Here is a 25,625-nt window from a genome sequence, read left to right on the forward strand (position 1 = left end):
CGGCGGCCAACTGATTCGTGATTCGAATGCGCGCGATTGTACCGATCTGCTACGGTGCCGGATTTTGCGTTTGACACGCAGGGCGGGGCTGATGTGCCGGTCCCGCACGCGTCGAATCGACAGTCGACGATGATGCAAAACGCGCGACAGAGAACACCTCGCTGCGTTGCGCACCTGTCCGATTTTTGAACACCTTCCGTGTTGCATTGTTTCGAGGTGAAACAGCGTGGCAGGCGCAACCGGCACGCATTCCCCTGAAAATCCTCGCTTCGATCCATTGGTACGGTTCATGCATGAGCTTATGCGGGTGTGCATGGCAAACCCACATAAGCAACCCACATCACTGGAGACAAAATGAGCTACCTGAGCATCGCCGACCGTACCGACAGCTTCTTCATCCCCTGTGTGACCCTCATCGGGCCGGGCTGTGCGCGCGAGACGGGCGCACGAGCCAAATCGCTGGGCGCGAAAAAGGCGCTCATCGTCACCGATGCCGGCCTGCACAAGATGGGGGTGTCCGGCATCATCGCCGGCTACATCCGCGAGGCGGGGCTCGAGGCGGTCATCTTCTCGGGCGCCGAGCCGAACCCCACCGACATCAATGTCCACGATGGCGTCAAGCTCTACCAGCAAGAGGGCTGCGACTTCATCGTTTCGCTGGGCGGCGGTTCTTCGCATGACTGTGCCAAAGGCATCGGGCTGGTCACGGCGGGCGGCGGGCATATTCGTGACTATGAGGGCATCGACAAGTCGAGCGTGCCGATGACGCCTTTGATCTCGATCAACACGACGGCGGGTACGGCGGCGGAGATGACGCGTTTCTGCATCATCACCAACTCCAGCAATCACGTGAAGATGGCCATCGTCGACTGGCGCTGCACGCCGCTCATCGCGATCGACGATCCGCGCCTGATGGTGGCCATGCCGCCGGCGCTCACGGCCGCCACCGGCATGGACGCGTTGACCCACGCCGTGGAAGCGTACGTGTCCACCGCGGCGACGCCGATTACGGACGCCTGTGCGGAAAAGGCGATTGCGCTGATCGGGGAATGGCTGCCGAAGGCCGTCGCGAACGGCGAATCCATGGAGGCACGCGCGGCGATGTGCTACGCGCAGTACCTCGCGGGCATGGCGTTCAACAACGCATCGCTCGGCTATGTGCATGCGATGGCCCATCAGCTCGGCGGCTTCTACAACCTGCCGCACGGCGTGTGCAACGCGATCCTGCTGCCGCACGTGTGCGAGTTCAACCTCATCGCCGCGCCCGAGCGCTTCGCCCGGATTGCCGCGCTTCTGGGGGCGAACACGGCGGGTCTGAGCATGGCCGACGCTGCCGGCGCCTCGGTTACCGCCATCCGGCGCCTGTCTGCATCGGTGGGGATTCCGTCGGGTCTTGCAGGTCTCGGCGTAAAAGCAGAGGATCACGAAGTGATGGGTCACAACGCACAGAAGGACGCCTGCATGCTGACGAATCCGCGCAAGGCGACGCTGGCCCAGGTCATCGCGATCTTCGAAGCGGCCATGTAAGCGTGCCAGCCCCCTTCGCCGGTGGCGTCGCGAGGGGGCGGCATCCATGCAGGAGATACTAGGCCAGGCAGACAGTGTTAGATTGCGTGACTCAGTGCGGTCAATGCGGCCGTTCGACACGAAGCCCGGAATCATCGACAATCACCGAGACCGCACGTTAAAGCTTATGCACTGCCCATACTGTTCCGCCGAACTCGTTGAAACGACCAGTGGAGAGCTCCGGTGTTCCTCGTCGGGGGCGCTTTTTAGCGCCGCTGTTCGGGAGCAATTCGAGACGCTTGCGCTGAAAGGCCCTTCTTCAACTTGCAAGTTGGCGCAGTTCAGGCTGGGACGGTGGTTTTGCCCTTCCTGCGGCAAGGAAACCGACAACGGAGTTTGCGGCAAATGCGGCCTGATGATCACCGGTCGGCTAGCACGACAACTGCTGGAATTGAATCCACACGAGCGCAACTGAATGTATCGTCAAAATGAGGGCAGGCAGGCGAAGGGCAGTAGCCAGACGGCTCAATGAGCGTCCGCGAAAGACTCTAAACTTCGATACACCGGCTGAACGATTTCATCAAATCGTTGCATCGACGGGTTGAATCCGCAGCCAATGAGCGTCATTCGCACATAGCTCGACCCGGCGCACCCGACGTCGGCTTTTCGTCTATTTTCGGCCGGTCACAACCCAGACGCAGACAGAGCGATCTATCTTCTCCGCCAGTAAAGGCGTAACCGATCTTTGTCCGGAGATGTGGGGATCTACGTTGCTTTCGCGACTGCGCCGCTCCCGTTCACGAAGCATGGGTGAGAGAACGCACCGATTATGTTTTCGGATCAGTCAACGTATTGATCTCGGAGCAATGCGAGGTGGCGGTACAACCGTTCGTGGGGCCAATTCAAAGTCTCGCCGCAGACTTTATTCGGTCGTCGCGAAATCCTCTTCTCTTGAATTCAGGATTCCGCTCAGTGTGAGCAGACCCGCGTCGAGCTCGTCCATGGTCGGTGCAGCAAGCGCAAGCCTGACGGCGTTCGGCGCATGACCCGGCGAGGCTGCGAAGGTGGTCGACGGCGTCAATGCGATGTCTCGTCGGGCTGCGGCTGCGACTAACGCCTGCGAGCGCCAATGGGCTGGAAGCGTCAACCACAGATGAAAGCATTTTCCGTTCGTCTGAATGTTGAATTCCGACAGGCGGTCGGCAGCCAGCTTCTGACGGGCCACGGCGTCGAGGCGTTTCAGTCGTGCGAGTTCGGCAACCGTACCGTCGCTCATCAAGCGTTGCGCGGCCGCAAAGGCAAATCCCGACGCCGTCCATCCGCCCGAGCGCACCGACGCCATCATGGTCTCACGCAACTTACGCGGCGCCACGACGAATCCCAGCGTCAACCCCGGCGCTACCTTCTTCGAAAGGCTGTCGATCACAACGCAATGGTCCGGTGAGAGCGCCGCAAGCGGCGGCTCGTCGTCGAGGAAACCGTACACATTGTCCTCGATGACGGGAATGCCGAGCTTTTCTACGACACGCAAAAGATCCTCCCGCCGCGCAGCATTCATCGTCATGCCCAACGGGTTCTGGATTGCGGGCTGAATGTAGATCGCCGAAAGATTCGCCTCCCGGTGCGCTTTGAGTACAGCGTCGGGGCGCACGCCGCCTTCGTCCATCGCGAGTGGAACCAGTGTGATACCGAGCCGAACAGCGATACCTTTGATAAACGGGTAGGTCAAGGATTCGACACCGCAGCGCCCGCCCGTCGGAACAATGGCGCCGACCGCGGCGGCAATGCTTTGTCGTCCGTTCCCCGTGAAGACCAATTGCTCGGGAGAAGGCGCCCAACCGTCGCGCGCCAGGCATGCGGCGGAGACGTTCCTCAGAGCAGGCGTTCCACTGCTTGTTGCCTGGCTCAGGGCGCTCGCGAGCTCGGTAGCGCTTTCGAGCCCGCTCAGGCTCCTCGCGATGAGTGTCGTTTGGTCGGGAAGTATCGGGTAATTGAACTCCAGATCGATCCGGACGTCCCGCGGTTCGCTTGGCGCCGCTGCTCCGCGCCTTGCGTTACCCGAAACGAACGTTCCTCTCCCTACCTCGCCGACGACGAGCCCTCGTCGCAACAACTCTGCATAGACCCTGCTGGCCGTCGACACGGCGATCTTTCGCTGATCCGCGAAATTCCGCTGCGGAGGAAGCTGGTCGCCCGGCCTGAGCGTTCCGTCAGCAATGTCCGCGGCGATCATGTCGGCCAACTTCAGGTATTCCGACTTTGACATTCAATGTACCGAGTTCAATATATATTGCACTGAGGTCAATGTATTTATTGCACCGAGTGATGGGGCGGTGCATTCTGTCTTCACCGCCCGATTGTACCGGGATTGCAGCGCTTCTACGGCCAATGTGCACGCGCCTCGTTTCGACGGAATCCGCGCAGGCATCGCATTGACCTCGGAGCATTCATGGAGACGCAATATGCCGTGCACTTCTTCGATTGCCGCCCGCCCCGCGTATGCGGGAAGGACGACGGGATCGTCATGCCTGCTGGGCGGGTGTGACGTCGACCGCGCGAGGTCATCAGGATGATTTCGTCGACCGGAATGGATTTGCAACTGACCTTCATCACGATACTGATCACCTTTGCGGGTGTGTTCGTGATCTCGTTCATGAAAGGGGCCTTCGGCGGCGGCTTTTCGATCGTCGGTATTCCGCTTCTGTCGTTGGTGATGGATCCGGTTACCGCGGGCGGAATGCTCGCACCGCTGTTCATCGCAATGGATCTGTTCGCGTTGCGCTACTGGAAGCCTTCGACCTGGTCGAAGCCGGACCTGGTGTTGCTTTTGCCGGGACTCGTGACCGGCATCGGCGTCGGCTATCTGACCTTCCGAGTCCTCGATCACCGCGCGATCGCGATCGTGATGGCGGTGATTACGCTGATCTTCGTCGGACTATGGTTGGTCGGAGGCACAGCGTTGGCGGTCCGTCCGCGTTCCAGGCCAAAGGCAATCACAGCGGGTTTCGCCTCGGGCGTAACCACGATGGTCGCGCACTCGGGTGGCCCGCCGCTCGCAATGTATCTGCTGTCTCTTGGCCTCAGCAAGGAAGTGTATGCGGGGACGACGAGCCTGTTCTTTACGGTGGGGAACGCGACCAAGGCAGTGCCATGGCTGCTTCTGGCCAGGCCGACGGGCAATGTCTGGATCGTGATGGCGGCCTGCCTCTGTGCAATTCCTGCTGGTGTCGTGACCGGTTGGCGACTTCACGCGAAGCTGGATCAACGCCAGGTTTATCGAGCCTGCTACGGACTGCTGGTGGTGGCCGCGGTGAAACTGCTTTGGGATGGCGTAACGGGGTATCTCGCGTAAGCGTAGCAAACGGGTCTGTATTGTTCATTCACATAAATAAGCAATACAGATGTAAAAGGCAATCGATAGACGCACTCGTCGTATTGGTTGATTCGCCGACTTTCTGTACTGCGAACTGGAGTTTGTATGTCAATGGATGTTTCTCCGACGGCCACATCGCGCCGTCATTTCATGGGCGTCGCAGTGGCAGCTGCTGTGGCGGGTTCGTTCAATGCGGCCACCTTCGCCGGCGCGGACAGGCCTGTCGGCGACATCGCCACTTCGGCCGGCGGCGACGAAACCGCGATCCGGCCGTTGCACGTGCATGCGCCGGAGTCGCAGCTCGTCGAATTACGGCGACGCATCAAGGCAACACGGTGGCCCGAGCGCGAGACGGTGCACGATACTTCGCAGGGTGTGCAGCTTGCGACGATGCAAAAGCTCGCCGACTACTGGGCGACGAGATACGACTGGCGCAAGGTCGAGGCAAGGCTCAACGCGTTGCCACAATTTGTGACCGAAATCGATGGGCTCGACATTCACTTCATTCATGTGCGGTCGAAACATCAAAACGCGTTACCGATCATTGTCACGCACGGCTGGCCGGGTTCGATCGTCGAACAGCTGAAAATTATCGATCCACTCACCAATCCGACAGCGCATGGCGGGTCGCCGTCTGATGCTTTCGACGTCGTGATTCCCTCGTTGCCCGGGTACGGTTTCTCGGGCAAACCAACGACGACTGGCTGGGATCCACAACGCATCGCTCGCGCGTGGGTCGCGCTGATGCGACGTCTCGGGTACGAGCGATACGTCGCGCAAGGCGGTGATTGGGGAAATGCGGTCACGGAGCAAATGGCCCTGTTGAAGCCGCCGGGGCTGCTCGGCATTCACACCAACATGCCGGCAACCGTGCCGGACAACATCGCGACGGCACTGAAATTCGGCGAACCAGCACCGTCCGGACTCTCATCGGATGAAAAACACGCGTTCGACCAACTCGATTTCTTCTACAAGCACGGGCTCGGTTATGCGCAGGAAATGGCAAACCGACCGCAGACGTTATATGCGATCGAAGATTCGCCCATCGGCCTCGCAGCGTGGATGCTGGACCACGACGCCTCGGGCCTCGCACTCATTGCACGCGTCTTCAATGGCGAGTCTGAAGGACTGACGCGAGACGACGTTCTCGACAACGTCACGTTGTACTGGCTGACGAACACGGCTGTCTCATCGGCGCGACTGTACTGGGAGAGCAAGCTGAGCTTCTTTGCCCCGAAACATGTTGTGATTCCGGTGGCCGTCAGCGTTTTTCCTGACGAAATCTATGCTGCTCCGAAGAGTTGGGCGGAAGCCGCCTATCCCAGGCTGGTTCACTTCAATCGTTTGTCGAAAGGTGGGCACTTTGCAGCGTGGGAGCAGCCTCGAGCGCTAGCGGAAGAGCTTCGCGTGAGTTTCCGAACGCTGCGCTGACCGCAGTGAATGACGCAGCACGACGCGCTGACGCCCAAGCCTGGGGGCATCTGTGACCGACGGCCGGTGCTCTCTTGAGAGCGGCCGTTGAGGTGGCGACTGATCGATGGTCGGCAACGGGCCGACTACGGTCGACCGCATCAGGCAGTAGCCGGCCAGCAAGAGACATTCGCCCGCGTGGCGAAAATCGTTGCGATTAGTAGAGGAGGAACAGCTTACTCTGCAGCACTCCATTCGCAGAATCGATTGAATAATCGGAATCCAACATAGTCAGCTTCCCGCTTGTATAGCCAATGATAGTAGCAATCCCAGTAGCTAATCATTCGATCGCGAGTTCTTTGGAAAAATAGCGAATTCTCTCGGAAAAACGCCCCGTAGATACGTTGATCCATGGAGGACAAGTACGCTTCGACGGTATCGAGAATCTCAATGACATATTCGCCGCAGAGCTGCACAACGAATGGTGCAACCCAAGGTTCAGGAGACGCTATTACCCGTTCGATCAAGCGCTGGCGCACATGGCCATCATGATGTCTCGTTAGCAAGCACGCGTATACGGTGGCTTGAATTTTATTCAGACATGAGAACAAGGTTTCGTCGGGATCGTCGTAAATCCGATATGGTATGCAGAGCGATTCGCCTCGAACAACGACCTGCAATCCATCATCGGTTGCGTTGCCACGTCCAATCAAATCCGCGACGACACTCACATCCGAGCGCAACGCCTTCGGAAAAGCCGCTATGAATGAACTGAATAGGGTCGCGTTTGCAGTTGGTTGAATGAGAGTCATACATCGTCGCGGGTAGTACGAGGTGTTGCCATTGTGGCATGGGAGCCTCAGAGACCATCAATATTCCTCCCGAATGTCCGTTTCCGGTAACCTCGACTGTCCCCTTCGGGTCGATCACTGCCCTTGATGAGGTGACATCCAGGCAAGCTCAGAGCTAATCCGGCGCTGACTGAAAGGGCAGTGTCCAGACTTACACGACTCAGTTGTTCTTCGCCACCGCCTCCACCTCCGGCCCACCCGCCGCATCATTCCTGCTCCACCCACCCCCAAGCGACCGATACAGCGCCACCGCCGCCAGCGCGTGTTCGCGCTTGACCTGATTGAGCGAATCCGAATCCCGCAGATAGACCTCCTGCGCGGACAGCACATCCAGAAAATCCGTCGCGCCACCTTTATAGAGCTGATTCGCCAACCCAAGCGCTTTATCCGAAGCAGCAAGCGCACTATCAAGCCTGCGCGTCGTCTCATCGGAACTGACGAGATTCGCCCGCGCATCCTCGACTTCCCGCAACGCCTGCAGCATCGTCTGCCGTAACCCGAGTTCCGACTCGCGCATCCGGCTTTCGCTCTGCGCGATATCGGCGGTAATCCGCCCCGCATTGAAGATCGGGCTCGTCGCACTCAACGCGGCACTGAACAGGTTATCGGTCAACGTCGGCAACCCGAGATAGGAAGCGGCCAGAATCCCGTCCGTAAGGTTCAACGAAAACTTCGGATACCGTTCGGCCTTCGCCACGCCGACTTGCGCCGCCCGTCGCTCGACCTGCGCATACGCCGTCAGCACATCCGGCCGCCGCAGCAACGCTTGCGAAGGCAACGTCCCCGGCGCGCCCACCGGCGGCGCCGGAATCTCCCCAGCCTGCGCGAGCACGAGCCGATCGACCGATTCCGGCGTGCGCCCCGAATACACCGCAATCAGATTGAGCTGATGCGCAATCTGCGCCTGCGTCGGCGGAATCCGCGCTTCGAGCGCGTCGAGCTGGTTCTGCGCACGCGTGACGTCGAGCTCCGTCGACAGCCCGAACGCCTGTCGCTTGCGCGTGAGTTCGAGCGCATGCTGCCGGATCTTCGCGTTGTCCTGCAGGATCTTCAATTCCTGCTGCGCCCAGCGCAGATCGACATACGCGGAAGCCGCATCGGCCGCGAGCGCGAGCCGCATCGCATCCTCCGCATGCTTCTGCCCGACCAGCTCGGCTTGCGCGGCAAGCAGGTCGAGCCGTTCGCCGCCGAACACGTCGGGTGACCAGCTCAGCGCGAGCCCCGCGCCGGCCTGTCGCACATAGCCGAGCGGCGGCGGCGTGTTCTGGCGGGCGTCGGCCGCATGCGCGGTCGCGTCGAGTTCGGGCAGCAGCACCGCGCGCTTCTGCACGGTCAGCGCCTGCGCCTGCTTCACGCGTTCGGCGGCCGCCTGCAGATCGAGGTTGCCGTCGAGCACGGTGGCGATCAGCCGGTCGAGCACGGGATCGTGGAATTGCGCCCACCACGCGGCGGCGTCGATGTCCGCGCGCGGCACATCGGTATCCCAACCATCCGGCGCGAGCGTTCGAACCGAATCCTGAAGCGCCGGATGCTGCGCGGGCTGCACCGCACATCCTGCGGCGAGTGCGCTGACGGCGAGGGCGACGAGAAGTTTTTTCATGATGGTGATGACCTCAACCTCAGTGCGCGTCCGGCGGCGGCGCGTTCAGGGAAATGGGTTTGGAGAAGACGACCGCGATCAGCGCGACGACGAAGCACAGCGACAGCGCGTAGTACGCATCCGCATACGTGAGCGTCAGCGCTTCGCGATAGATCAGGTGGTGCAGGTTCGCCAGGCCGGCTTGCGCGGTGTCCAGCGTGTTGCCGGCCACGGACGCCCAGTACGCGGCCTGGCGATCGAGCAGCGATGCGATCTGCGGCTGGCCGGCGCTCACGTGCTCGTTCAGGCGCAGATAGTGAAAGTTCAGCCGGTCGTTGAGCATCGTCGCACTCACCGCGATGCCGATCGCCCCGCCGAGATTGCGCATCAGGTTGAACAGGCCGCTCGCCGATTTCAGGCGCGACTGCGGCAGCGAGCCGAGCGCCATCGTCACGATCGGCGGCACGCTGAACTGCTGGCCGATGCCGCGCAGCGCCTGCGGCAGCAGCAGTTCGCGCCAGCCCCAGTCGTGCGTGATCGGCGTGTACAGGTAGCAGCCGAGCCCAAAGCAGATCAATCCGAACACGAGCAGCGCGCGCAGGCTGAAGAAGCGCGCGGCGAACGCATACGCACAGAGCGCGACCAGCTGGAACGCGCCGACCGACAGCAGGGCGATGCCGATCTGCAGCGAGCTGAACGCGCGCACCTGCGCAAGGAACAGCGGCGTCAGGAACACGGTCACGAAGATCCCGATGCCGGTCACGAACGACAGCAGGCTGCCGATCCCGAAGTTGCGCACCGCGAGCGCGCGCAGGTCGACAATCGGATCCTTCGCGGTCAGCGCGTGAACGATGAACAGGAAGCCGCAGATGCCGGAGATCCATGCGCAGATCACGATTGCATCGTCGCCGAACCAGTTCTTGCGCGGGCCTTCCTCCAGCACGTATTCGAGGCAGCCGAGGAAACCCGACATCAGCGCGATGCCGAGATAGTCGCCGCGCTTGATGAGGCTGAGGTCGGGTTCGTCGATATGGACGTAGCGCGGCACGAGTAAGGCCACTGCGATGCCCGGCACGAGGTTCAGGTAGAACAGCCAGTGCCACGACCATTGATCGGTGATCCAGCCGCCGATCACGGGGCCGATCGCCGGGGCGAGCGATGCGAGCGCGCCGATGGTCGTCGAGGCGATCAGCCGCTGCCTGCCGGGGAACAGCACGAACGCGGTGGTGAACACGGTCGGGATCATCGCGGCGCCGAGCGCACCCTGCAGCCCGCGAAACAGGATCATCGAATTGATGTCCCACGCGAGCCCGCACAGCATGCTGGTGATCGTGAAGCCGACGGCCGATGCGGCGAACAGCCAGCGCGTCGACATCACTTTCGACAGCCAGCCCGACATCGGGATCACGATGATCTCGGCGATCAGGTAGGCCGTCTGTACCCACGACAGTTCGTCCTGGCTCGCGGACAAGCCGCCGCCGATGTCGCGCAGCGACGACGCGACGATCTGGATGTCGAGCGTCGCCATGAAGAAGCCGACGCACATCAGCGCGAACGCGAACACGCGCTGCTTGGTCGGTTGCGACGCCGGGTCGCCGGAAAACGCGGTGGTCATCGTCGTCTCCCGTTCAGTTCGCGTGATCGGTATGCACGGTCACGACCGCGGACAGGCCGGGGCGCAGCACGTGGTCGAGGCCCGGCTGCGGATCGAGATGCACGCGCACGGGCACGCGCTGGACGATCTTCGTGAAGTTGCCGGTCGCGTTCTCTGGCGGCAGCACGCTGAAGGTGGCGCCGGTGGCGGGGGCGAGGCTGTCGACGCGGCCGTGCAGGCGCGTGCTCGACGCATCGAGCGACACGTCGACGCGATCGCCCGCGTGCATCTTGCGAAGCTGGTCTTCCTTGAAGTTCGCGTCGATCCACAGCCCGGAAGCCGGCACGATCGTCAGCAGCGGCACGCCGACGTTCGCGAGCATCCCGACGCGGCCCGTGCGATTGCCGACGTAGCCGTCGACCGGCGCGCGGATCGTCGTGTATTCGACGTTGAGCGCGGCGACGCGCTGCGCGGCAAGCGCGGTGTTCACGCGGGCCCGCGCGTCGGCGAGTTGCGCGCCGAGCACGTCGAGCTGCCGCTTCGATGCGAGCAGCGCGGCGTCGCTGCGCTCGACGGCGGCGCCGGCCTTCGAGTAATCGGCGTCCGCGCGTTCGACGATCTGGTTCGACACGGCGTCGGATTTCACGAGCTCGCGGTAGCGCACGCGATCCGATGCGGCACGCGTCAGCTCGGCCGACGATGCGCTCTTGTCGGCCGCCTGCTGGCCGATCACCGCGTATTGCAGTTGCTGCTTCGCCTCGAGTTCGGTCACGGCGGCGCGCGCGCTGTCGACTTCGGCGCTGGCCTGTGCGAGTTTCGCGTCGTAGTCGCGCGCATCGAGCTGCACGAGCACGTCGCCGGCCTTCACGCGCTGGTTGTCGGTCACGAGGATCCTGTCGACGAAGCCGTTGACCTTCGGCGCGAGCACCGTCACGTCGCCGCCGACGTACGCATCGTCGGTGCTCTCCTGGAAGCGCAGCACGAACAGCCAGTCGAGCGCGGCGGCGGCGACGACGATGACGACGGCGCCCACCGCGATGCGCATCCACGGCACACGGCGCTGTTGCTTCGCGGGCCGGTCTAGAGTGGCTGCTTCACGGGATGAGGCAGCGCCTTGGGTCGTATCCATCGATTCACCTATGTATATGCACTTATCAAAACGATCGACGTCGTGTCGTCGATCGGGGAAGGGGCTAGCGTTCCGGGAGGTTGTGCGTGATCCGGAACAATTCGTCTCTCAGGCGGGCCGCCTGGGTCGACCCGAACCGCTGCTCGAACGCTTCCTGCGCGGCGAGCCAGTGCACTTGCGCGTCGGCGATCTTCGTTTCGCCGTGCTCGGTCAGCGCGAACGTCTGGCGGCGGCACGGCGGCTCGATCCGGCCCGCCACCAGCGCCGCGCCGACGAGCGGCTTGAGCGCGCGCAGCAGCGCGGTGCGTTCGATCACCAGCATGGCCGACAGCGTCGCCATCGTCAGGCCCGGCCGATCGCGCAGCAGCGCGAGAATGCTGTACTGCGACGGCGTCACGCCCGCCTGCGACAGATAACGTTCGTAGAACTGCGAGATCCGGCGGGCGGCTTGCCGGACGGCGAAGCAATCGTCATCGGTGAGCGTTGTCTTGTGCATGTACACATGTTAGGGCGAGGGGGGGTACGAATCGATGGTCGGGGCAGGATCAGATTGGTGTCGTGGCTGTACCAATCGGCGGCCGACCGGTGCGTTCGCGCGCCGGATCAGGCCGCGGCCGGAACAATCCAGCCTTCGCGGTCGCAGTAGGCGGCCGTGTAGTCGATGAACGCCTTGACCTTCGCGGGCAGCAGCGCGCGGTTCGCGTACGCGAGCTTGATCTCGACGAACCCGTCGACGAGATCGGCGTCGGCCAGCAACTGCACGAGCGCGCCCGACGCGAGCTGGGCGCCGACGAGCGTCTTCGGCACGACGCCGATGCCGAAGTCATGCATCACCATTTCGCGGTTGAAGACGGGGCTGTTCGACGAGATGTCGAAGCGGAACGGCACGGTCAGCGTGTTGCCGTCGACGCGGAACGACAGCGCGGGCCGGCGCAGCGACGGCGACATCGGCACGAACGGATGGTCGGCGAGGTCGGCCGGCGTGACCGGGCGCGAACGGGCTTGCAGATACGCGGGCGTCGCGACGATCACGAGCGGAATCCGTTCGATGAGCCGCACGACGGTCGATTCGTTCGTCAGCATGTACGGCACGACGATGCCGATGTCGTAGCCTTCGCCGACCAGATCGACCGGGCGCTCGGTCAGCGTCACGTCGAGGCGCACCCTCGGGTGAGCGGCCTTGAAGCCAGCGATCAGCGGCACCAGCTGGTTCAGCGCGGCCGTCGTGTGCGCGACGAGGCGCAGCAGGCCTTCGGGCTCGCGCGTCGAGGCCTGCGCTTCCGCCTCGAGCGAGTCGAGTTCGTCGAGCACGGCCGCGCAGCGCTCGTAGATGCGCTCGGCCGTTTCGGTCAACGACACCTGGCGGGTGGTCCGGTGCAGCAGCCGGCTGCCGAAACGCGCTTCCAGATCCGCGACCGCGCGCGACACGACAGGCCGTGCGAGGCCGTGGATGTCGGCGGCGCGCGTGAAGCTGCGCATCTCCACCACCGACCGGAAAATCCGCAGCTTGTCGATGTAGTCCATGTCCGTCTCCTTGACGCGAGGGCCGGCCACCGGCCTTGTTACGGCGGAGTGTACATTGACTTTATGCATATGCACATATAAATTGCGGAGCATGAACGACACCTCGATTGTCCAGGCGTGCAACTGTCTCGCGCTGCGTCAGGCGGCACGCTTCGTCACGCAACTGTACGAGCGCCATCTGGCCCCGGTCGGGGTCACGCCCGCCCAGTTCTCGATCATGGCGAACCTGACGCGCCAGCCCGGCCTGCTGATGAGCGAACTCGCCGATGCGCTCGTGATGGATCGCACGACGCTGCTGCGCGCGCTGAAGCCGCTGCAGCGCGACGGTGTCGTCGCGACGGCCGCATCCGAGCACGATGCGCGCGCGCACGCGCTGAGCCTTACGCAGCAGGGCGAGCACACGTTCGCGCGGGCGCGGGTCGCATGGCAGGCCGCGCAGGACGAATTCGAGATGCAGTTCGGCCGCGACCGCGCGAAGGCGCTGCGCGACGAGCTGTTCAGCGTGACCGCGGAACGCTAGAGCGATCGGCGGCAAACTGGAGCGAAATTCGAGCCATTGGCCGCTTCATTGGCGTTGAATGGCGGAAATTGGTTTTTAAACTGTCCGGATAGATGGTGATCTGGACAGTTTTTATTTCCAGTTGTAGAGTCCCCTGACGGATGTCATCGACCGGCGCCGCCGGCACGCGTCAGAGGAGCAATCGATGCTGCAGTTGAGTGACCGCGACAGCGCCATGCTGCGCGGGGATTTCGGCGATGGCGTCGCGCGCGCGATGCGGATCGTCGCGCGCACGGCGCAAGTGATGTCCGCGCCGCACCTGATCGACATCACGTCCGCCCATATCGACGGCTGTCTTTACCACGGCCGGACGAGCCTCGACTTCGTCGAGTATTTCGTCGACACCGGCGCGAAGGTTGCGGTGCCGACCACGCTGAACGTCGGGTCGCTCGACCTGATCCATCCCGAGCTGTATCACGGCGATCGCACGATCCAGCGCGACGCACAACGTCTGATGGACGCGCATCTGCAGCTCGGCTGCGAATCGAGCTTCACGTGTGCGCCGTACCAGTTGAAGAACCGTCCCGCGAAAGGCGAGCAGATCGCGTGGGCCGAATCGAACGCGATCGTGTTCGCGAACTCGGTGCTCGGCGCGCGGACGAGCCGGTACGGCGATTTTCTCGACCTGGCTGCCGCGATCACCGGGCGTGCGCCGTATGCGGGGCTGCATGTCGAAGCGAACCGCGCTGCACGAATCGTGTTCAACGCACCGGACTTCAGCCGCCTGCCGTCGCGCGACATCCATTTCGCCGCGCTCGGGCTGCTGATCGGCAGGATCGCGGGCGCGGTCGTGCCGGCGATCGTCGGGCTGCCTGCGGACACCACCGAAGACGAACTCAAGGCGCTCGGTGCGGCCGCCGCGTCGAGCGGGGCCGTCGCGCTGTTCCATGCGGTCGGCGTGACACCCGAGGCGCCGACGCTCGACGCCGCGTTGCACGGGCAAGCGGCGCCACGCACGGTTGACTTCGCGATGGCCGATCTCGACGAGATTCGCCGCACGCTGAACCACGGCGCGGCCGGCGATGCGCTCGTCGCGGTGGCGCTCGGCACGCCGCATTTCTCGCTGGCCGAATTCCGTACGCTCGATACGTTGCTCGACGCGTTCGACGGCAAGCCGGCCTGCGATTTCTACGTGAACACGAGCCGGTTCATCCTGTGGGAGCTGGACGAAGCCGGCCTCGCGGAGAAATTCGCTGCACGCGGCATCCAGATCGTCGTCGACACCTGCACGTACATCACGCCGGTGATGAAGCAACTGTCGGGGCTCGTGATGACCAATTCGGGGAAATGGGCGTCGTATGCGCCCGCGAACATCGGCGTGACGGTCGCGTACGGCAGCATGCGCGAATGCGTGCGTTCGGCGTACGAAGGAAAGGTGCGATTCGATGACTGAGGTCACGCGCAAGGTATTGACGGGCGACACGCTCGTACCGGGCCGCGCATGCGCACGCCCGTTCGTGCTCGACAAGCCGCTCAGCTTCTGGGGCGGCTATGACTCGGGCGCGGGAAGGATCGTCGATCGCGGGCATCCGCAGGCCGGCGCGAGCCTCGCCGGCAAGGTGATGGTGATGCCGCACGCGAAGGGCTCGAGTTCGAGCAGCAGCGTGCTCGCGGAAGCCGTGCGCAACGGCACGGGGCCGGTCGGGATCGTGCTGAAGGAGCGCGACCTGATCATCTCGATCGGCGCGATCGTCGCCGCCGAGCTGTATGCGATCGCGGTGCCGGTGGTGTGCGTGACCGATGACGTGTACGACGCGATCGTTGCCGCGAAGGGGGAGGTGCGGATCGACGCAGACGAGGGTGACGGCGGCGCGCGGATCTGCATCGACCCGTGACACGTCGTGTGCCGGGGCGGCTCAAATGAAGCGAATGTGCGGCGTGTCTTCCTTCGCGAGCGACAGTGCATGCCGGGCGGCATTCATTTCGCGCTTGCCGCCGGGCTGTGCGAGCCGCCGAATCTCCGGCCACACGATCACGCCGAACACGATACGCAGAAGCGTGCTCAGCACGAACAGGCCGATCGCGCCGGAGGCGAACCACGCAAACGCGTCGAGCATCCCGCTCGTGCTGCGCGATACCGCACACATGATGCCGCCGATGAAGGCCAGCGCGACCAGCAGGCCGATCGTCACGAAAACATCGGTGCGGCCGCTCGCGACCTTGGCGGTGCGAACGAGATACACGGAGCCGTCGGTCGTATTGCGGATCCCGTAGATGGCGCGGCGATCCTGGTTGGGGGCGTACGCGACCGTCAACCGGTCGCCCGCGACGATGAACAGGTTGCGCGTGCCGCTGGTCCTGACCGTGAGCGGTGCATCGTGCGTGTCGAGTTGAAGCGCGATCTCCTCGATGCTCTGCCTGGTCCAGCCGAGGTTGTTGCTCCAGACTTCCGTACTGATCGTCTGCTGGCTGACCGACGTCACGCGACCGGATGCGATCTGCATGGTGCGATCGGTCATGGGCTGCTCCGTTCCGCCGTGAAACCGACCGGTTCGAGTTGCCACCTTTCATGGGCCTCGCGCCGCTGGGGCTGGAGGGCCAGCTCGGATAGACCGGCGATCGCGAGCAGCGTGCCCAGCAGGCTGACGATGGTCACGAACAGGGTGAGTGCGACGACGAGCGCCCAGCCCAGTTTGAAGGCGGCGGCGCCAATCAGCAGGCTCAGCATGAAGATGCATGTCGCCCATGTGAGCAGCGACAGGTTGCTGTTCCTCTGTCTGAACGCATCGTAAGGGGCGATTGCCAGATCGTTGCTTCGGATCCACGCAATCCGGCGGCGGCCGCGATCGTCGAAGATGCACGCGCGCACAGCCATCCCGGGCTTCAATTGATCGATCTGCTTGAACGCCTCTGCATCGATATCGTAGGCGGAGATGAAGTAGCACGCGCCCTGCATCGTCAGGCGATAAAGCGGCGCCTTCCTGATGTCGGCCGTGACCCGGATGAGGTTCGTATCGATGCGGTCGATCGTCGATTCGATCACGGTGGTGTGATGGCGCATGGTCGGGAGAGGGCGCCGGTCGGCGCCGCTTTGGCGTGGCATCGATCATACCGATGAACGCCCGCGCAGGCACGTCGTGCCGCCCGCAACCCCGCATCATCCGTGCGCGGTACCCGCGGCCGCTTCGCGATACGCGCTCGGCGTCTGCCCGGCCCAGCGCCGGAACGCGCGCGTGAAATTCGCCGGGTCGGTGAATTGCAGCCGCTCGGCGATCGTTTTCAGGTCGAGATCCGACGCGGCGAGCAACTGCTTCGCGTCGCGAAACCGCGCTTCGTCGAGCAATTGACGATAGCTCGAACCGGCTTCCTCCAGCCGGCGCCGCAGCGTGCGCGTCGACACGAGCAGCGCGTCGGCGAGCGTCTCCGGCCCCGGGTAATCGCCGGCGCCACGTGCCAGCTCCGCGCGCACGCGTTCGACCAGATCGCCTTCGTCCTGACGCACCTGCGCATACTCGCGTTCCACCTGCACGAGCGCCTGCCGGTGCGCGACCTCGTCGGCGAGCGGCAGCGGCCAGTCGAGCACGTCGTGCGCGATCCACAGCGCGTTGGCGGCACAGCCGAATTCGACTGGCGGCAACGAGTCGCGATAGCGCGCGAAATAGGGCGGCTCAGGCCACGCGAACTGCAGCCTGATCGGCGGCGACGCGCGCCCGGCCCATTGCGAGATGTTCTGCGCGAGCCCCGTCAGCACGAATTCGAACATCACGTGATGCTGCAGCACGGGGCTGGCCTGCACGCCGTGCAGTTCGAGCGTCGCACCGTGTTCGTCTTCTTCATAGGTCAGGCGATATTGGCGGTTGCGCATCCGGAAGTAGCGCTGCGTGACGGACAGCGCTTCCCGGATGTCCCGCGCGGTCAGCGTCGCGTAGCCGAGAAAGCCGTGCACGGTCGGCTTCAGCAGCGGCCCGAACGCGAGCCCGATGCCCGGATCGCCGCCGATCTCGATCGCATTGAGCACGAGCCGCCCCCATTGCGACGGCGCGATGCGCGCGTCCGGTTCGGCCAGGACCGCATCGCGCAGGCCCGTGCCGGCGCGTACGGCGGCCAGGTCGACGCCGCGCGCGGCCAGCGCCTGCAGCAGCAGGCGCGTATAGGCGACCGGAATCGTCGGCCGGCGCAGCCCGAGGCGGTCCTTGGCGAGAGGGGAGGTCATGTCGTTTTGGCCGGAAATGACAAGCATTATGGCTGTTTGCCCCCTCACGTTCAAGGCGGCGTGCGCCTACGATGTCATGCATCGCTTATCGGCACGATCATCATGACCACGACCTTTCCCCACCTGCTCGCCCCGCTCGATCTCGGCTTCACGACGCTGAAGAACCGCGTACTGATGGGCTCGATGCACACGGGCCTCGAGGACAGCCGCAAGACGCTGCCGCGGCTCGTCGAGTATTTCGCCGAACGCGCCCGCGGCGGCGTGGGCCTGATCGTGACGGGCGGCTTCGCGCCGAACGTGGCCGGCTGGACCAAGCCGTTCGGCGGCACGCTGATGACGTCGGCCGCCGCGCGGCGGCATCGCGAGATCACGGATGCCGTGCACGCGGAGGACGGCAAGATCGCGCTGCAGATCCTGCATACGGGCCGCTACGGCTATCACCCGTTCGCGGTCGCACCGTCGCGGATCAAGTCGCCGATCTCGCCGTTCGCGCCGCACGAACTGAGCGCGCGCGGCGTCGAGCGGCAGATCCGCGCGTTCGTGCGCTGCGCGACGCTCGCGCGTGAAGCCGGGTATGACGGCGTCGAGATCATGGGCTCCGAAGGCTACCTGATCAACCAGTTCATCTCGATGCATACGAACAAGCGCACCGACCAGTGGGGCGGTTCGTACGAGAACCGCATCCGCCTGCCGATCGAGATCGTCGAGCGCACGCGCGAAGCGGTCGGCCGCGATTTCATCCTGATCTACCGGCTGTCGATGCTCGACCTGATTCCGGACGGCAGCGACTGGAGCGAAACCGTGCAGCTCGCGAAGGCCGTCGAGCGCGCGGGCGCGACCATCATCAACACGGGGATCGGCTGGCACGAAGCCCGTGTGCCGACGATCGCGACGTCGGTGCCGCGCGGCGCGTTCGCCTGGGTGACGAAGAAGATGAAGGGCGAGGTCGGCATTCCGCTCGTGACCACCAACCGGATCAACCGTCCCGAAGTGGCCGAGCAGATCCTCGCGGACGGCTGCGCGGACATGGTGTCGATGGCCCGCCCGCTGCTCGCGGATGCGGAGTTCGTGGTCAAGGCCGCGCAGGGTCGGGCCGACGAGATCAACACCTGCATCGGCTGCAACCAGGCGTGCCTCGATCATGCGTTCAAGAACCAGATCGCGTCATGCCTGCTGAATCCGCGCGCGTGCCACGAGACGGAGCTGAGATACACGCCCGCGCCGCAGCCGAAGCGCATCGCGGTCGTCGGCGCGGGGCCGGCCGGGCTCGCATGCTCGACCGTGCTCGCGCAGCGCGGCCATCAGGTCGACCTGTTCGACGGTGCGGCGGAGATCGGCGGCCAGTTCAACATGGCGAAGCGGATTCCGGGCAAGGAAGAGTTCCACGAGGCGCTGAGCTACTTCGGCCGCCAGGTCGAGCTGACCGGCGTGAACCTGCACCTGAACCGCCGCGTCGACGCGAGCGACCTGATCGCGGGCGGCTACGACGAGATCGTGCTCGCGACCGGCGTGGCGCCGCGCGACCCGAAGATTCCGGGGCAGGACGGGCCGAACGTGCTCAGCTACATCGACGTGCTCGCGGGCCGGCAGCCGGTCGGCCGGCGGGTCGCGGTGGTCGGCGCGGGCGGGATCGGCTTCGATGTCGCCGAGTATCTGGTGCAGGAGGGGGAATCGCCGGCGCTCGATCTGGAAGAATGGAAGGCCGAGTGGGGCGTGACGGACCCGGCCACGACGCGTGGCGGCGTCACGCGTGCGCGGGTGACGGCGCCCGCGCGTGAAGTGACGCTGCTGCAGCGCAAGGCCGCGCCGCTCGGCAAGGGGCTCGGTAAGACGACCGGCTGGATTCACCGTGCGACGCTGAAGATGAAGCAGGTGAAGATGATCGGCGGCGTGAACTATGAACTGATCGATGCGCGCGGCCTGCACGTGTCGTACGGCGAGAAACGCACCGATCACGAACTGATCGAAGCCGACACGATCGTGCTCTGCACGGGGCAGGAGCCGCAGCGTGCGCTGCTCGCGCCGCTGCAGGCGGCCGGGCGTTCGGTGCACCTGATCGGCGGCGCGGAACTGGCCGCCGAACTCGACGCGAAGCGCGCGATCGACCAGGGCTCACGGCTCGCGGCACGGCTGTAACGGGCGGCCGTTGCGACCACCGCCCGGATGGACGCCGGACGTATGCCGGACGTACGCCGCGTGGCGGTGATCCGCCTGCGACGTGGTTCGTGACTCACCGTCCGGGGTACCGATTCGTCGGCGCAGGGATGAAACGGGCAGCAGCGCCGGCCGCGTCGCCACGCACCGTGGCGGCGCTGCCTCGACAGACCGTGACCGCGAACGGTCATCACACGGCTCAGGCCGCTTCGGCGCGTTCTTCCTCTTCCGCTTCCAGAATCGCCTTGACGATCAGGTAGATGGCCGGCAGGTCGTCGTCGTCGCGGCGCCAGTCGACCGGCTCCTCGACGTCCGCGGCGACCAGGCGGCTGTCGCGCAGCCGGATGAACGCGTCGACGACGGCCGGATCATTGCGGCTCAGGAAACCGGCATTCGAGAATGCCAGCTCTTCGACGTTCAGCAGCGCCTGCCAGCTCATCGTGCGGACGGCCGCAGGATGGGTGCGGCGCCGCAGGCCGAGCGCCCGCTGCGCGGGGCCGCCCGCGACACGCTGCAGATCGACGATCGCCCGCTGCGCGGCGCGCTCGAATTGGACGGGGTTGAAGCCGGGTTGCTCGGGATCGAATGCGGATGCCTGGAACATGGTCGCCTCACAAAAATCCGTCCGTCGATGGATGACGGAATTCGGGTCAAATGGTGCAAAAGCACTGTAAATATATACAGTGTTCAAGGCGGTTTCAAGTCCCGGATGAAGAATCTTGTCGGCGTGGACACGAGCGGACGTCGTGAAGCCGATGGAAGCCGCTACGCGAGCATTGCCCGCGCGTTGTCGCGCCGACTTCGTCAGCCGTGTCCCGCTTACACCGAATCCGCGATGGTCTCCCGCAACCACCGATGCGCCGGATCGCGATGCACGCGTTCATGCCACAGCATCGACATTTCATAACCGGGCACCTCGACCGGCGCTTCCACCACCCGCAATGCGGGCACGTCGCGCACCAGCCGCTCGGGCAGCATCGCGACGAGATCGGAGCTGGCGACCGCCGACATCACGAACAGAAAATGCGGCACCGACAGCACGACGCGCCGCGTGGCGCCCACCTTCGCGAGCGCTTCATCCGTCACGCCGAAGAAGCCGCCGCCGTCGGGCGACACGATCACGTGTTCGAGCGTGCCGAACTGCGCGAGCGTCGGACGCCGCTTCAGCTTCGGATGCCCGGCGCGGCCGATGAGCACGTAACGCTCGACGAACAGCGGCAAGCGCCGCATGCCGGGCGGTGAACCCTCGGTCGTATGGAAGGCCAGATCGATGCCATTTCGTTCGGCATCCTGCTCGATGCGCGGCGGAACGAGTTCGACGACTGCGAGTCGCGTACCTGGCGCGGCCGCTCGCAGCGTGTTCAGCGCGGGCAGCACGATCGTCGATTCGCCGTAGTCGGTCGCGGCCACACGCCACGTGTTCGTCGCGGTTGCGGGATCGAACGGCGTGGCCGGAACGACCGCACGCTCGACGGCTTCGAGCGCGTCGCGCAACGGCTCGCGCAGCGCTTCCGCACGCGCGGTCGGCCGCATTCCGCGCGGCCCCGGCAGCAGCAGCGGATCGCCGAACAGGTCGCGCAGCTTCTGCAGTTGCACGCTCACCGACGGCTGCGACATGTTCAGTTTCTCGGCCGCGCGCGTGACGTTGTGCTCGGCGAGCAGCACGTCCAGCGTGACGAGCAGATTGAGATCGAGTCGCCTGAGATTATTCATGGCTATACCTGGAATATCATGAATTCATTTCAAATATAGCGTGGGTAGCGGCATCCTGCAGTCATTCAATCCACGGAGTGACGAACATGAATGTGCTGATCGTGTATGCCCATCCCGAGCCGCGCTCGCTGAACGGCGCGTTGCGCGACTTTGCCGTCGAGCATCTCGTAGCGGCCGGCCACACGGTACACGTGACCGACCTGTACGCGATGAACTGGAAGGCGGCGTTCGATGCGAACGACGTGACCGATCGTGCGCCCGATGCGCGGTTCGATCCGTCGCTCGACTCGAAGCGCGCGTTCGCGGCGGGCACGCAAAGCGAAGACATCGCACGCGAGCAGGAGAAGCTGAAGTGGGCCGACGCGGTGATCCTGCAGTTTCCGCTGTGGTGGTTCTCGATGCCGGCGATCATGAAGGGCTGGTTCGAGCGCGTGTATGCGTACGGTTTTGCGTACGGTGTCGGCGAGCATTCCGATACGCACTGGGGCGATCGCTACGGTGAAGGCGCGTTTGCCGGCAAGCGCGCGATGGTGATCGTCACGACCGGCGGGTGGGAATCGCATTACAGCCCGCGCGGCATCAACGGGCCGATCGACGACGTGCTGTTCCCGATCCAGCACGGCGTACTGTATTACCCGGGCTTCGATGTGCTGCCGCCGTTCGTGATCTACCGGACGGGCAAGATGAACGATGCGCGCTTCGACGACACGCGCGCGGCGCTCGGCAAGCGTCTGGATGAACTGTGGACGACGCAGCCGATTCCGTTTCGGCGGCAGAACGCGGGCGACTACGAGATTCCGGCGCTGACGCTCAAGCCGGAGATCGCGCCGGAGAAGGTGGGGTTTGCCGCGCATCTTGCGTACGAGTAGTGACTGCGCGAGATCATGACGGGTCGATGCGCCGTTCGACGCGCAGGCGGCCCGGCGGCTCGAAGTAGGTGCCGAACCGCACGAGCCCGGCGTTCTTCAGGTGGCAGGTCATCTCGAAGCTGACGAGGATGCCGGGATCGCGATTGTCGACGATCCCGACGTCGATCGAGCGAATGCGCGGCTCGTACTTCAGCAGCGTGGCTTCCATTTGCTGCTTGAGCAAATGCGCCGATGCGGGCAATGCCTTGTAGATGTTCGTGAGGTCGGGCAGCCCGTAGTCGGGTAGATGCTTGAGCGAGCCTGCCCGCGTATTGAGAATGCGGCGCACGTTTTGCTGCACGCTCAGGCATTCGAGCGTGCGATCGTCGTGAGCGCCAATCGGTTCGCCGCCGATCTGGCCGAGCAGCATGTCATACAGCGACGGGCCGGCGGTCATCGGTCGTTTCGCCGCGCAGTGCCGGTGTCGCCGGCCGCCGGCGCATCGACGAAGTCGATCGTCAACGATCCATCGGCAGTGGCCGACAACAGGATGTGTCGCGGCGTCGCGCCTGATGCCATCCTGGCGAGCAGCTCGCGCGAGACGACCGGCAGCACGCGCTGGTTCAGGAATGCATCGACGCTGCGTGCGCCGGATTCGCGCGACACGCAGTGCCGCGCGATCGATTCGATCAGGTCGTCTGCGTACGCCAGGGTCACCGCGTGTTGTCGATGGAGGCGTTCGGCGATCCTGTCGAGCTTGATCCGCACGATCGAAGCGAGCGCGGGAGCGTCGAGCGGCCGATAGACGAGCGTCTGAAAGCGTGCGAGCAGGGCAGGCTGGAAGTGCGCGACCAACTGCGGATGGACGGTTTCGCGCAGCGCTTCGTGCGTGATCGCCGGGTTCTCGGCCGTTGCATCGTCGATTTGCGCGCTGCCCAGATTGGACGTCATCACGATCACGCAGTTGCGGAAATCGATTTCGCGCCCTTCGCCGTCGCGCATGGCGCCGCGGTCGAACACCTGATAGAAAATGTCGAGCACGTCGCGATGCGCTTTCTCGACTTCATCCAGCAGCACGACGCTGTACGGACGCTGACGTACGGCTTCGGTCAGGACCCCGCCGCGTCCGTAACCGACGTAGCCGGGCGGCGAGCCCTTGAGCTGCGATACCGTATGCGCTTCCTGGTACTCGGACAGGTTGATCGTCGTCAGCGCGGCTTTGCCGCCGAACAACAGGTCGGCAAGTGCTAGCGCGGTTTCGGTCTTGCCGACGCCGGACGGTCCGGTGAGCAGGAACACGCCGAGCGGCGCGTGCTCGTTCTTCAGCCCGGCCTTGGCGGTCCGCAGGCTCTCCGCCAATGCGCCGATCGCATCGGCTTGCGCCACCACACGCGCGGTGAGCGTCGTTTCGAGCGCGAGCAGGCTGCGCAATTCGTCGTCGACGAGATTGCCGACCGGCACACCGGTCCATTCCGCGACCACGCGCGCGATCGATTGCGCATCGACGTCGGCGGCGATCATCGGCGACTTGCCCTGAATGGTCGCCAGCGCGTCGAGGGTATTGGCAACGGCCGCCGGATCAGGCGTGGGGCCGGCCGTGCCGCGAAGGGTGCGCAACAGGTCGACCAGTTCGCGTTCTCGCGTGTACTGGCCGAGCAGCGTGTCGACGGTGTCGCGTACGGCGTCATATTCGGTGTCGATCGTGGCACGCCGCCCGGCGACGTCGCCGATCCCGGCACGGGAATCCGCATCGAGCGCGGCGCGTTCCAGTTCGAGTGCCGTCAGCGTCGCGCGTGCCTGCTGCAACTCGACCGGCGGCACGTCGAGCGCCATGCGCACGCGCGCGGCCGCCGTGTCGATCAGGTCGACAGCCTTGTCCGGCAGTTGCCGGGCCGGGATGTAGCGGCGTGACAGCCGCACCGCCGCGACGATCGCCTCGTCGCGGATGTGGACGTCATGATGCTTTGCATAGCGGCTGGCGAGCCCGCGCAGCATCAGGCAGGCCGTGTCGTCGTCGGGCTCGTCGACCTTGATGACCTGGAAGCGCCGCTCGAGCGCGGCGTCGCGTTCGAAATATTCGTTGTACTCGGCCCAGGTGGTCGCCGCAATCGTGCGCAACTCGCCGCGCGCGAGCGCCGGCTTGAGCAGGTTGGCCGCGTCGGCGCCACCCGCCGCGTTGCCCGCGCCGATCAGCGTATGCGCTTCGTCGATGAACAGCAGGATGGGAGTCGCCGATGTCCGCACCTCGTCGATCACGTTCTTCAGCCGTTGCTCGAATTCGCCTTTCACGCCCGCGCCGGCTTGCAGCAAGCCGAGGTCGAGCGTCAGGATGCGCGTGTCGCGGATCGTTTCCGGAACACTGCCTTCGATCACGCGCAACGCGAGCCCTTCGACCAGCGCGGTCTTGCCGACGCCCGGCTCGCCGACCAGGATCGGGTTGTTCTTGCGGCGGCGCGCCAGTACGTCGATCATTTGCCGGATTTCCCGGTCGCGTCCGAAGACGGGGTCGATCTCGCCACGGCGGGCCTTCTCGGTCAGGTCGAGCGTAAAGCGCGCGAGGGCGTCGCCGTCGGTGGTGCGCGACGGCGCCTGGGGCGCGTGATGATCGATGGAGGCATCCGTCGCGATATGGCCGGATTGATCGGCGGTTGGCGACGGCATCGGCGGCAACGTCATGTCGTCGGACGCGTTCTCGGACGAGCGTCGCCCAAGTCGTGGCAACACGCGCCGGATCTGCGCGCTCGAAACCGACAACAGCGGCCATGCGCGTTGCGTGCGCAAGACGTGCGGGGCATCGACGATCGCCTGCAGCAGATGGCCCGAGCGAATGGTGCCGTCGGAATCGTCCGACACCGCATGCGTCCACGCATCGTCGATCACCGTGGCGAGTTGCCGTGACAGTGCGGGCATGCCGCGCAACGTGCGCGGCATGCGGTCGATCACGTCGATCAACGCGTCCCACACCGCGTCGATATCGAGATCGTAGTGGCGCAGGATCGCCGGAATGTCGCCGTCGTCCGCTTCGATCAGTTTCAGCACCCAGTGCTCGACCGCGATTTCGTCCGCGAGCCGGGTCTGGCAAAGACTCGCCGCGGCTTCGAGCGCGCGCGTGCAGTGGGGATTGAGGCGGCGGATGAGATGGGAGGCGTCCCGGATAGGCGGCGTCATGTGGATAGCAGAGCAGGAAGGGAGAGGGTGTGCGTTCGCCCATGCCCATGCGAATCGAGGGGCG

Annotated in this window: 22 protein-coding genes; 8 read left to right on the forward strand and 14 right to left on the reverse strand. The window is 64.6% G+C overall.

Translation table 11 applies throughout. The annotated features are described in order from the left end of the window. Positions 1-354: 354 nt before the first annotated feature. Entirely contained in the window at positions 355-1,527 is a 1,173-nt protein-coding gene (locus HWX39_RS05000; protein WP_175965817.1) for an iron-containing alcohol dehydrogenase, read from the forward strand. A gap of 901 nt (positions 1,528-2,428) precedes the next feature. Here the strand turns inward: HWX39_RS05000 and HWX39_RS05005 are convergent. After that, a complete protein-coding gene (locus tag HWX39_RS05005) occupies positions 2,429-3,772 on the reverse strand; it encodes a PLP-dependent aminotransferase family protein (RefSeq protein WP_175965818.1) in 1,344 nt (447 codons plus the stop codon). 303 nt (positions 3,773-4,075) lie between these two features. Here HWX39_RS05005 and HWX39_RS05010 point away from each other — a divergent pair, with 303 nt between their 5' ends. After that, complete coding sequence (locus HWX39_RS05010) at positions 4,076-4,858, forward strand: sulfite exporter TauE/SafE family protein (RefSeq protein WP_175965819.1); 783 nt, start codon at positions 4,076-4,078, stop codon at positions 4,856-4,858. Between the two features lie 126 nt (positions 4,859-4,984). Then, positions 4,985-6,310, forward strand: coding sequence for an epoxide hydrolase family protein (locus HWX39_RS05015; protein ID WP_175965820.1), 1,326 nt, complete (start codon positions 4,985-4,987; stop codon positions 6,308-6,310). Between the two features lie 215 nt (positions 6,311-6,525). Here HWX39_RS05015 and HWX39_RS05020 read toward each other — a convergent pair whose 3' ends face one another. The 6 genes from HWX39_RS05020 to HWX39_RS05045 form a co-directional block, all read right to left on the reverse strand. Then, positions 6,526-7,101 (reverse strand): hypothetical protein, encoded by a 576-nt coding sequence (locus tag HWX39_RS05020; protein ID WP_244134911.1) that lies wholly within the window; start codon positions 7,099-7,101, stop codon positions 6,526-6,528. 199 nt (positions 7,102-7,300) lie between these two features. Further along, positions 7,301-8,740 (reverse strand): efflux transporter outer membrane subunit, encoded by a 1,440-nt coding sequence (locus HWX39_RS05025; protein WP_175965821.1) that lies wholly within the window; start codon positions 8,738-8,740, stop codon positions 7,301-7,303. A gap of 19 nt (positions 8,741-8,759) precedes the next feature. After that, positions 8,760-10,334, reverse strand: a complete 1,575-nt coding sequence (locus tag HWX39_RS05030) for a DHA2 family efflux MFS transporter permease subunit (RefSeq protein ID WP_175965822.1) — start codon at positions 10,332-10,334, stop codon at positions 8,760-8,762. Between the two features lie 13 nt (positions 10,335-10,347). Continuing rightward, the gene (locus HWX39_RS05035; RefSeq protein WP_175965823.1) at positions 10,348-11,442 is read right to left on the reverse strand and encodes an HlyD family secretion protein; all 1,095 of its coding nucleotides are present in this window, start codon (positions 11,440-11,442) and stop codon (positions 10,348-10,350) included. 64 nt (positions 11,443-11,506) lie between these two features. Beyond that, entirely contained in the window at positions 11,507-11,938 is a 432-nt protein-coding gene (locus tag HWX39_RS05040) for a MarR family winged helix-turn-helix transcriptional regulator (protein WP_175965824.1), read from the reverse strand. Between the two features lie 107 nt (positions 11,939-12,045). After that, complete coding sequence (locus tag HWX39_RS05045) at positions 12,046-12,966, reverse strand: LysR family transcriptional regulator (protein WP_175965825.1); 921 nt, start codon at positions 12,964-12,966, stop codon at positions 12,046-12,048. A gap of 91 nt (positions 12,967-13,057) precedes the next feature. On the opposite strand from HWX39_RS05045, the gene HWX39_RS05050 reads away from it, so the two are divergent. From HWX39_RS05050 to HWX39_RS05060, 3 genes are all read left to right on the forward strand, one after another. Continuing rightward, on the forward strand, positions 13,058-13,486 hold the full coding sequence (locus tag HWX39_RS05050; RefSeq protein ID WP_175965826.1) for a MarR family winged helix-turn-helix transcriptional regulator: 429 nt from the start codon (positions 13,058-13,060) through the stop codon (positions 13,484-13,486). A gap of 184 nt (positions 13,487-13,670) precedes the next feature. After that, positions 13,671-14,918 (forward strand): aconitase X, encoded by a 1,248-nt coding sequence (locus HWX39_RS05055; RefSeq protein WP_175965827.1) that lies wholly within the window; start codon positions 13,671-13,673, stop codon positions 14,916-14,918. Then, the gene (locus HWX39_RS05060; RefSeq protein ID WP_175965828.1) at positions 14,911-15,360 is read left to right on the forward strand and encodes a DUF126 domain-containing protein; all 450 of its coding nucleotides are present in this window, start codon (positions 14,911-14,913) and stop codon (positions 15,358-15,360) included. The genes HWX39_RS05055 and HWX39_RS05060 overlap by 8 nt, the downstream gene beginning before the upstream one ends. Before the next feature lie 21 nt (positions 15,361-15,381). Here the strand turns inward: HWX39_RS05060 and HWX39_RS05065 are convergent, their stop codons facing one another. From HWX39_RS05065 to HWX39_RS05075, 3 genes are all read right to left on the reverse strand, one after another. Next, on the reverse strand, positions 15,382-15,984 hold the full coding sequence (locus tag HWX39_RS05065) for a hypothetical protein (protein ID WP_175965829.1): 603 nt from the start codon (positions 15,982-15,984) through the stop codon (positions 15,382-15,384). Further along, a complete protein-coding gene (locus HWX39_RS05070) occupies positions 15,981-16,526 on the reverse strand; it encodes a hypothetical protein (protein WP_175965830.1) in 546 nt (181 codons plus the stop codon). Before HWX39_RS05070 ends, HWX39_RS05065 begins: the two co-directional genes overlap by 4 nt. A 96-nt stretch (positions 16,527-16,622) precedes the next feature. Next, entirely contained in the window at positions 16,623-17,705 is a 1,083-nt protein-coding gene (locus HWX39_RS05075) for an AraC family transcriptional regulator (protein WP_175965831.1), read from the reverse strand. Between the two features lie 75 nt (positions 17,706-17,780). Between HWX39_RS05075 and HWX39_RS05080 the strand changes: the two genes are divergently transcribed. After that, positions 17,781-19,814, forward strand: coding sequence for an NADPH-dependent 2,4-dienoyl-CoA reductase (locus HWX39_RS05080; RefSeq protein WP_175965832.1), 2,034 nt, complete (start codon positions 17,781-17,783; stop codon positions 19,812-19,814). A gap of 217 nt (positions 19,815-20,031) precedes the next feature. Here the strand turns inward: HWX39_RS05080 and HWX39_RS05085 are convergent, their stop codons facing one another. Next, positions 20,032-20,436, reverse strand: a complete 405-nt coding sequence (locus tag HWX39_RS05085) for a DUF2471 family protein (RefSeq protein ID WP_175965833.1) — start codon at positions 20,434-20,436, stop codon at positions 20,032-20,034. Between the two features lie 215 nt (positions 20,437-20,651). Then, a complete protein-coding gene (locus HWX39_RS05090; RefSeq protein ID WP_175965834.1) occupies positions 20,652-21,545 on the reverse strand; it encodes a LysR family transcriptional regulator in 894 nt (297 codons plus the stop codon). Between the two features lie 86 nt (positions 21,546-21,631). On the opposite strand from HWX39_RS05090, the gene HWX39_RS05095 reads away from it, so the two are divergent. Next, positions 21,632-22,414 carry an NAD(P)H-dependent oxidoreductase gene (locus tag HWX39_RS05095; protein WP_175965835.1) on the forward strand — a complete coding sequence of 261 codons (783 nt, stop codon included), beginning with the start codon at positions 21,632-21,634 and terminating at the stop codon, positions 22,412-22,414. A 13-nt stretch (positions 22,415-22,427) separates the two neighbouring features. Here the strand turns inward: HWX39_RS05095 and tssE are convergent, their stop codons facing one another. Together tssE and tssH are read right to left on the reverse strand one after the other, a co-directional pair. Then, on the reverse strand, positions 22,428-22,850 hold the full coding sequence (gene tssE / locus HWX39_RS05100; protein ID WP_175965836.1) for a type VI secretion system baseplate subunit TssE: 423 nt from the start codon (positions 22,848-22,850) through the stop codon (positions 22,428-22,430). Then, complete coding sequence (gene tssH, locus HWX39_RS05105; protein ID WP_175965837.1) at positions 22,847-25,561, reverse strand: type VI secretion system ATPase TssH; 2,715 nt, start codon at positions 25,559-25,561, stop codon at positions 22,847-22,849. The genes tssE and tssH overlap by 4 nt, the downstream gene beginning before the upstream one ends. Positions 25,562-25,625: the final 64 nt, after the last annotated feature.

This window comes from Burkholderia sp. BCC0322 (assembly GCF_902833045.1).
Classification (GTDB): Bacteria; Pseudomonadota; Gammaproteobacteria; order Burkholderiales; family Burkholderiaceae; genus Burkholderia.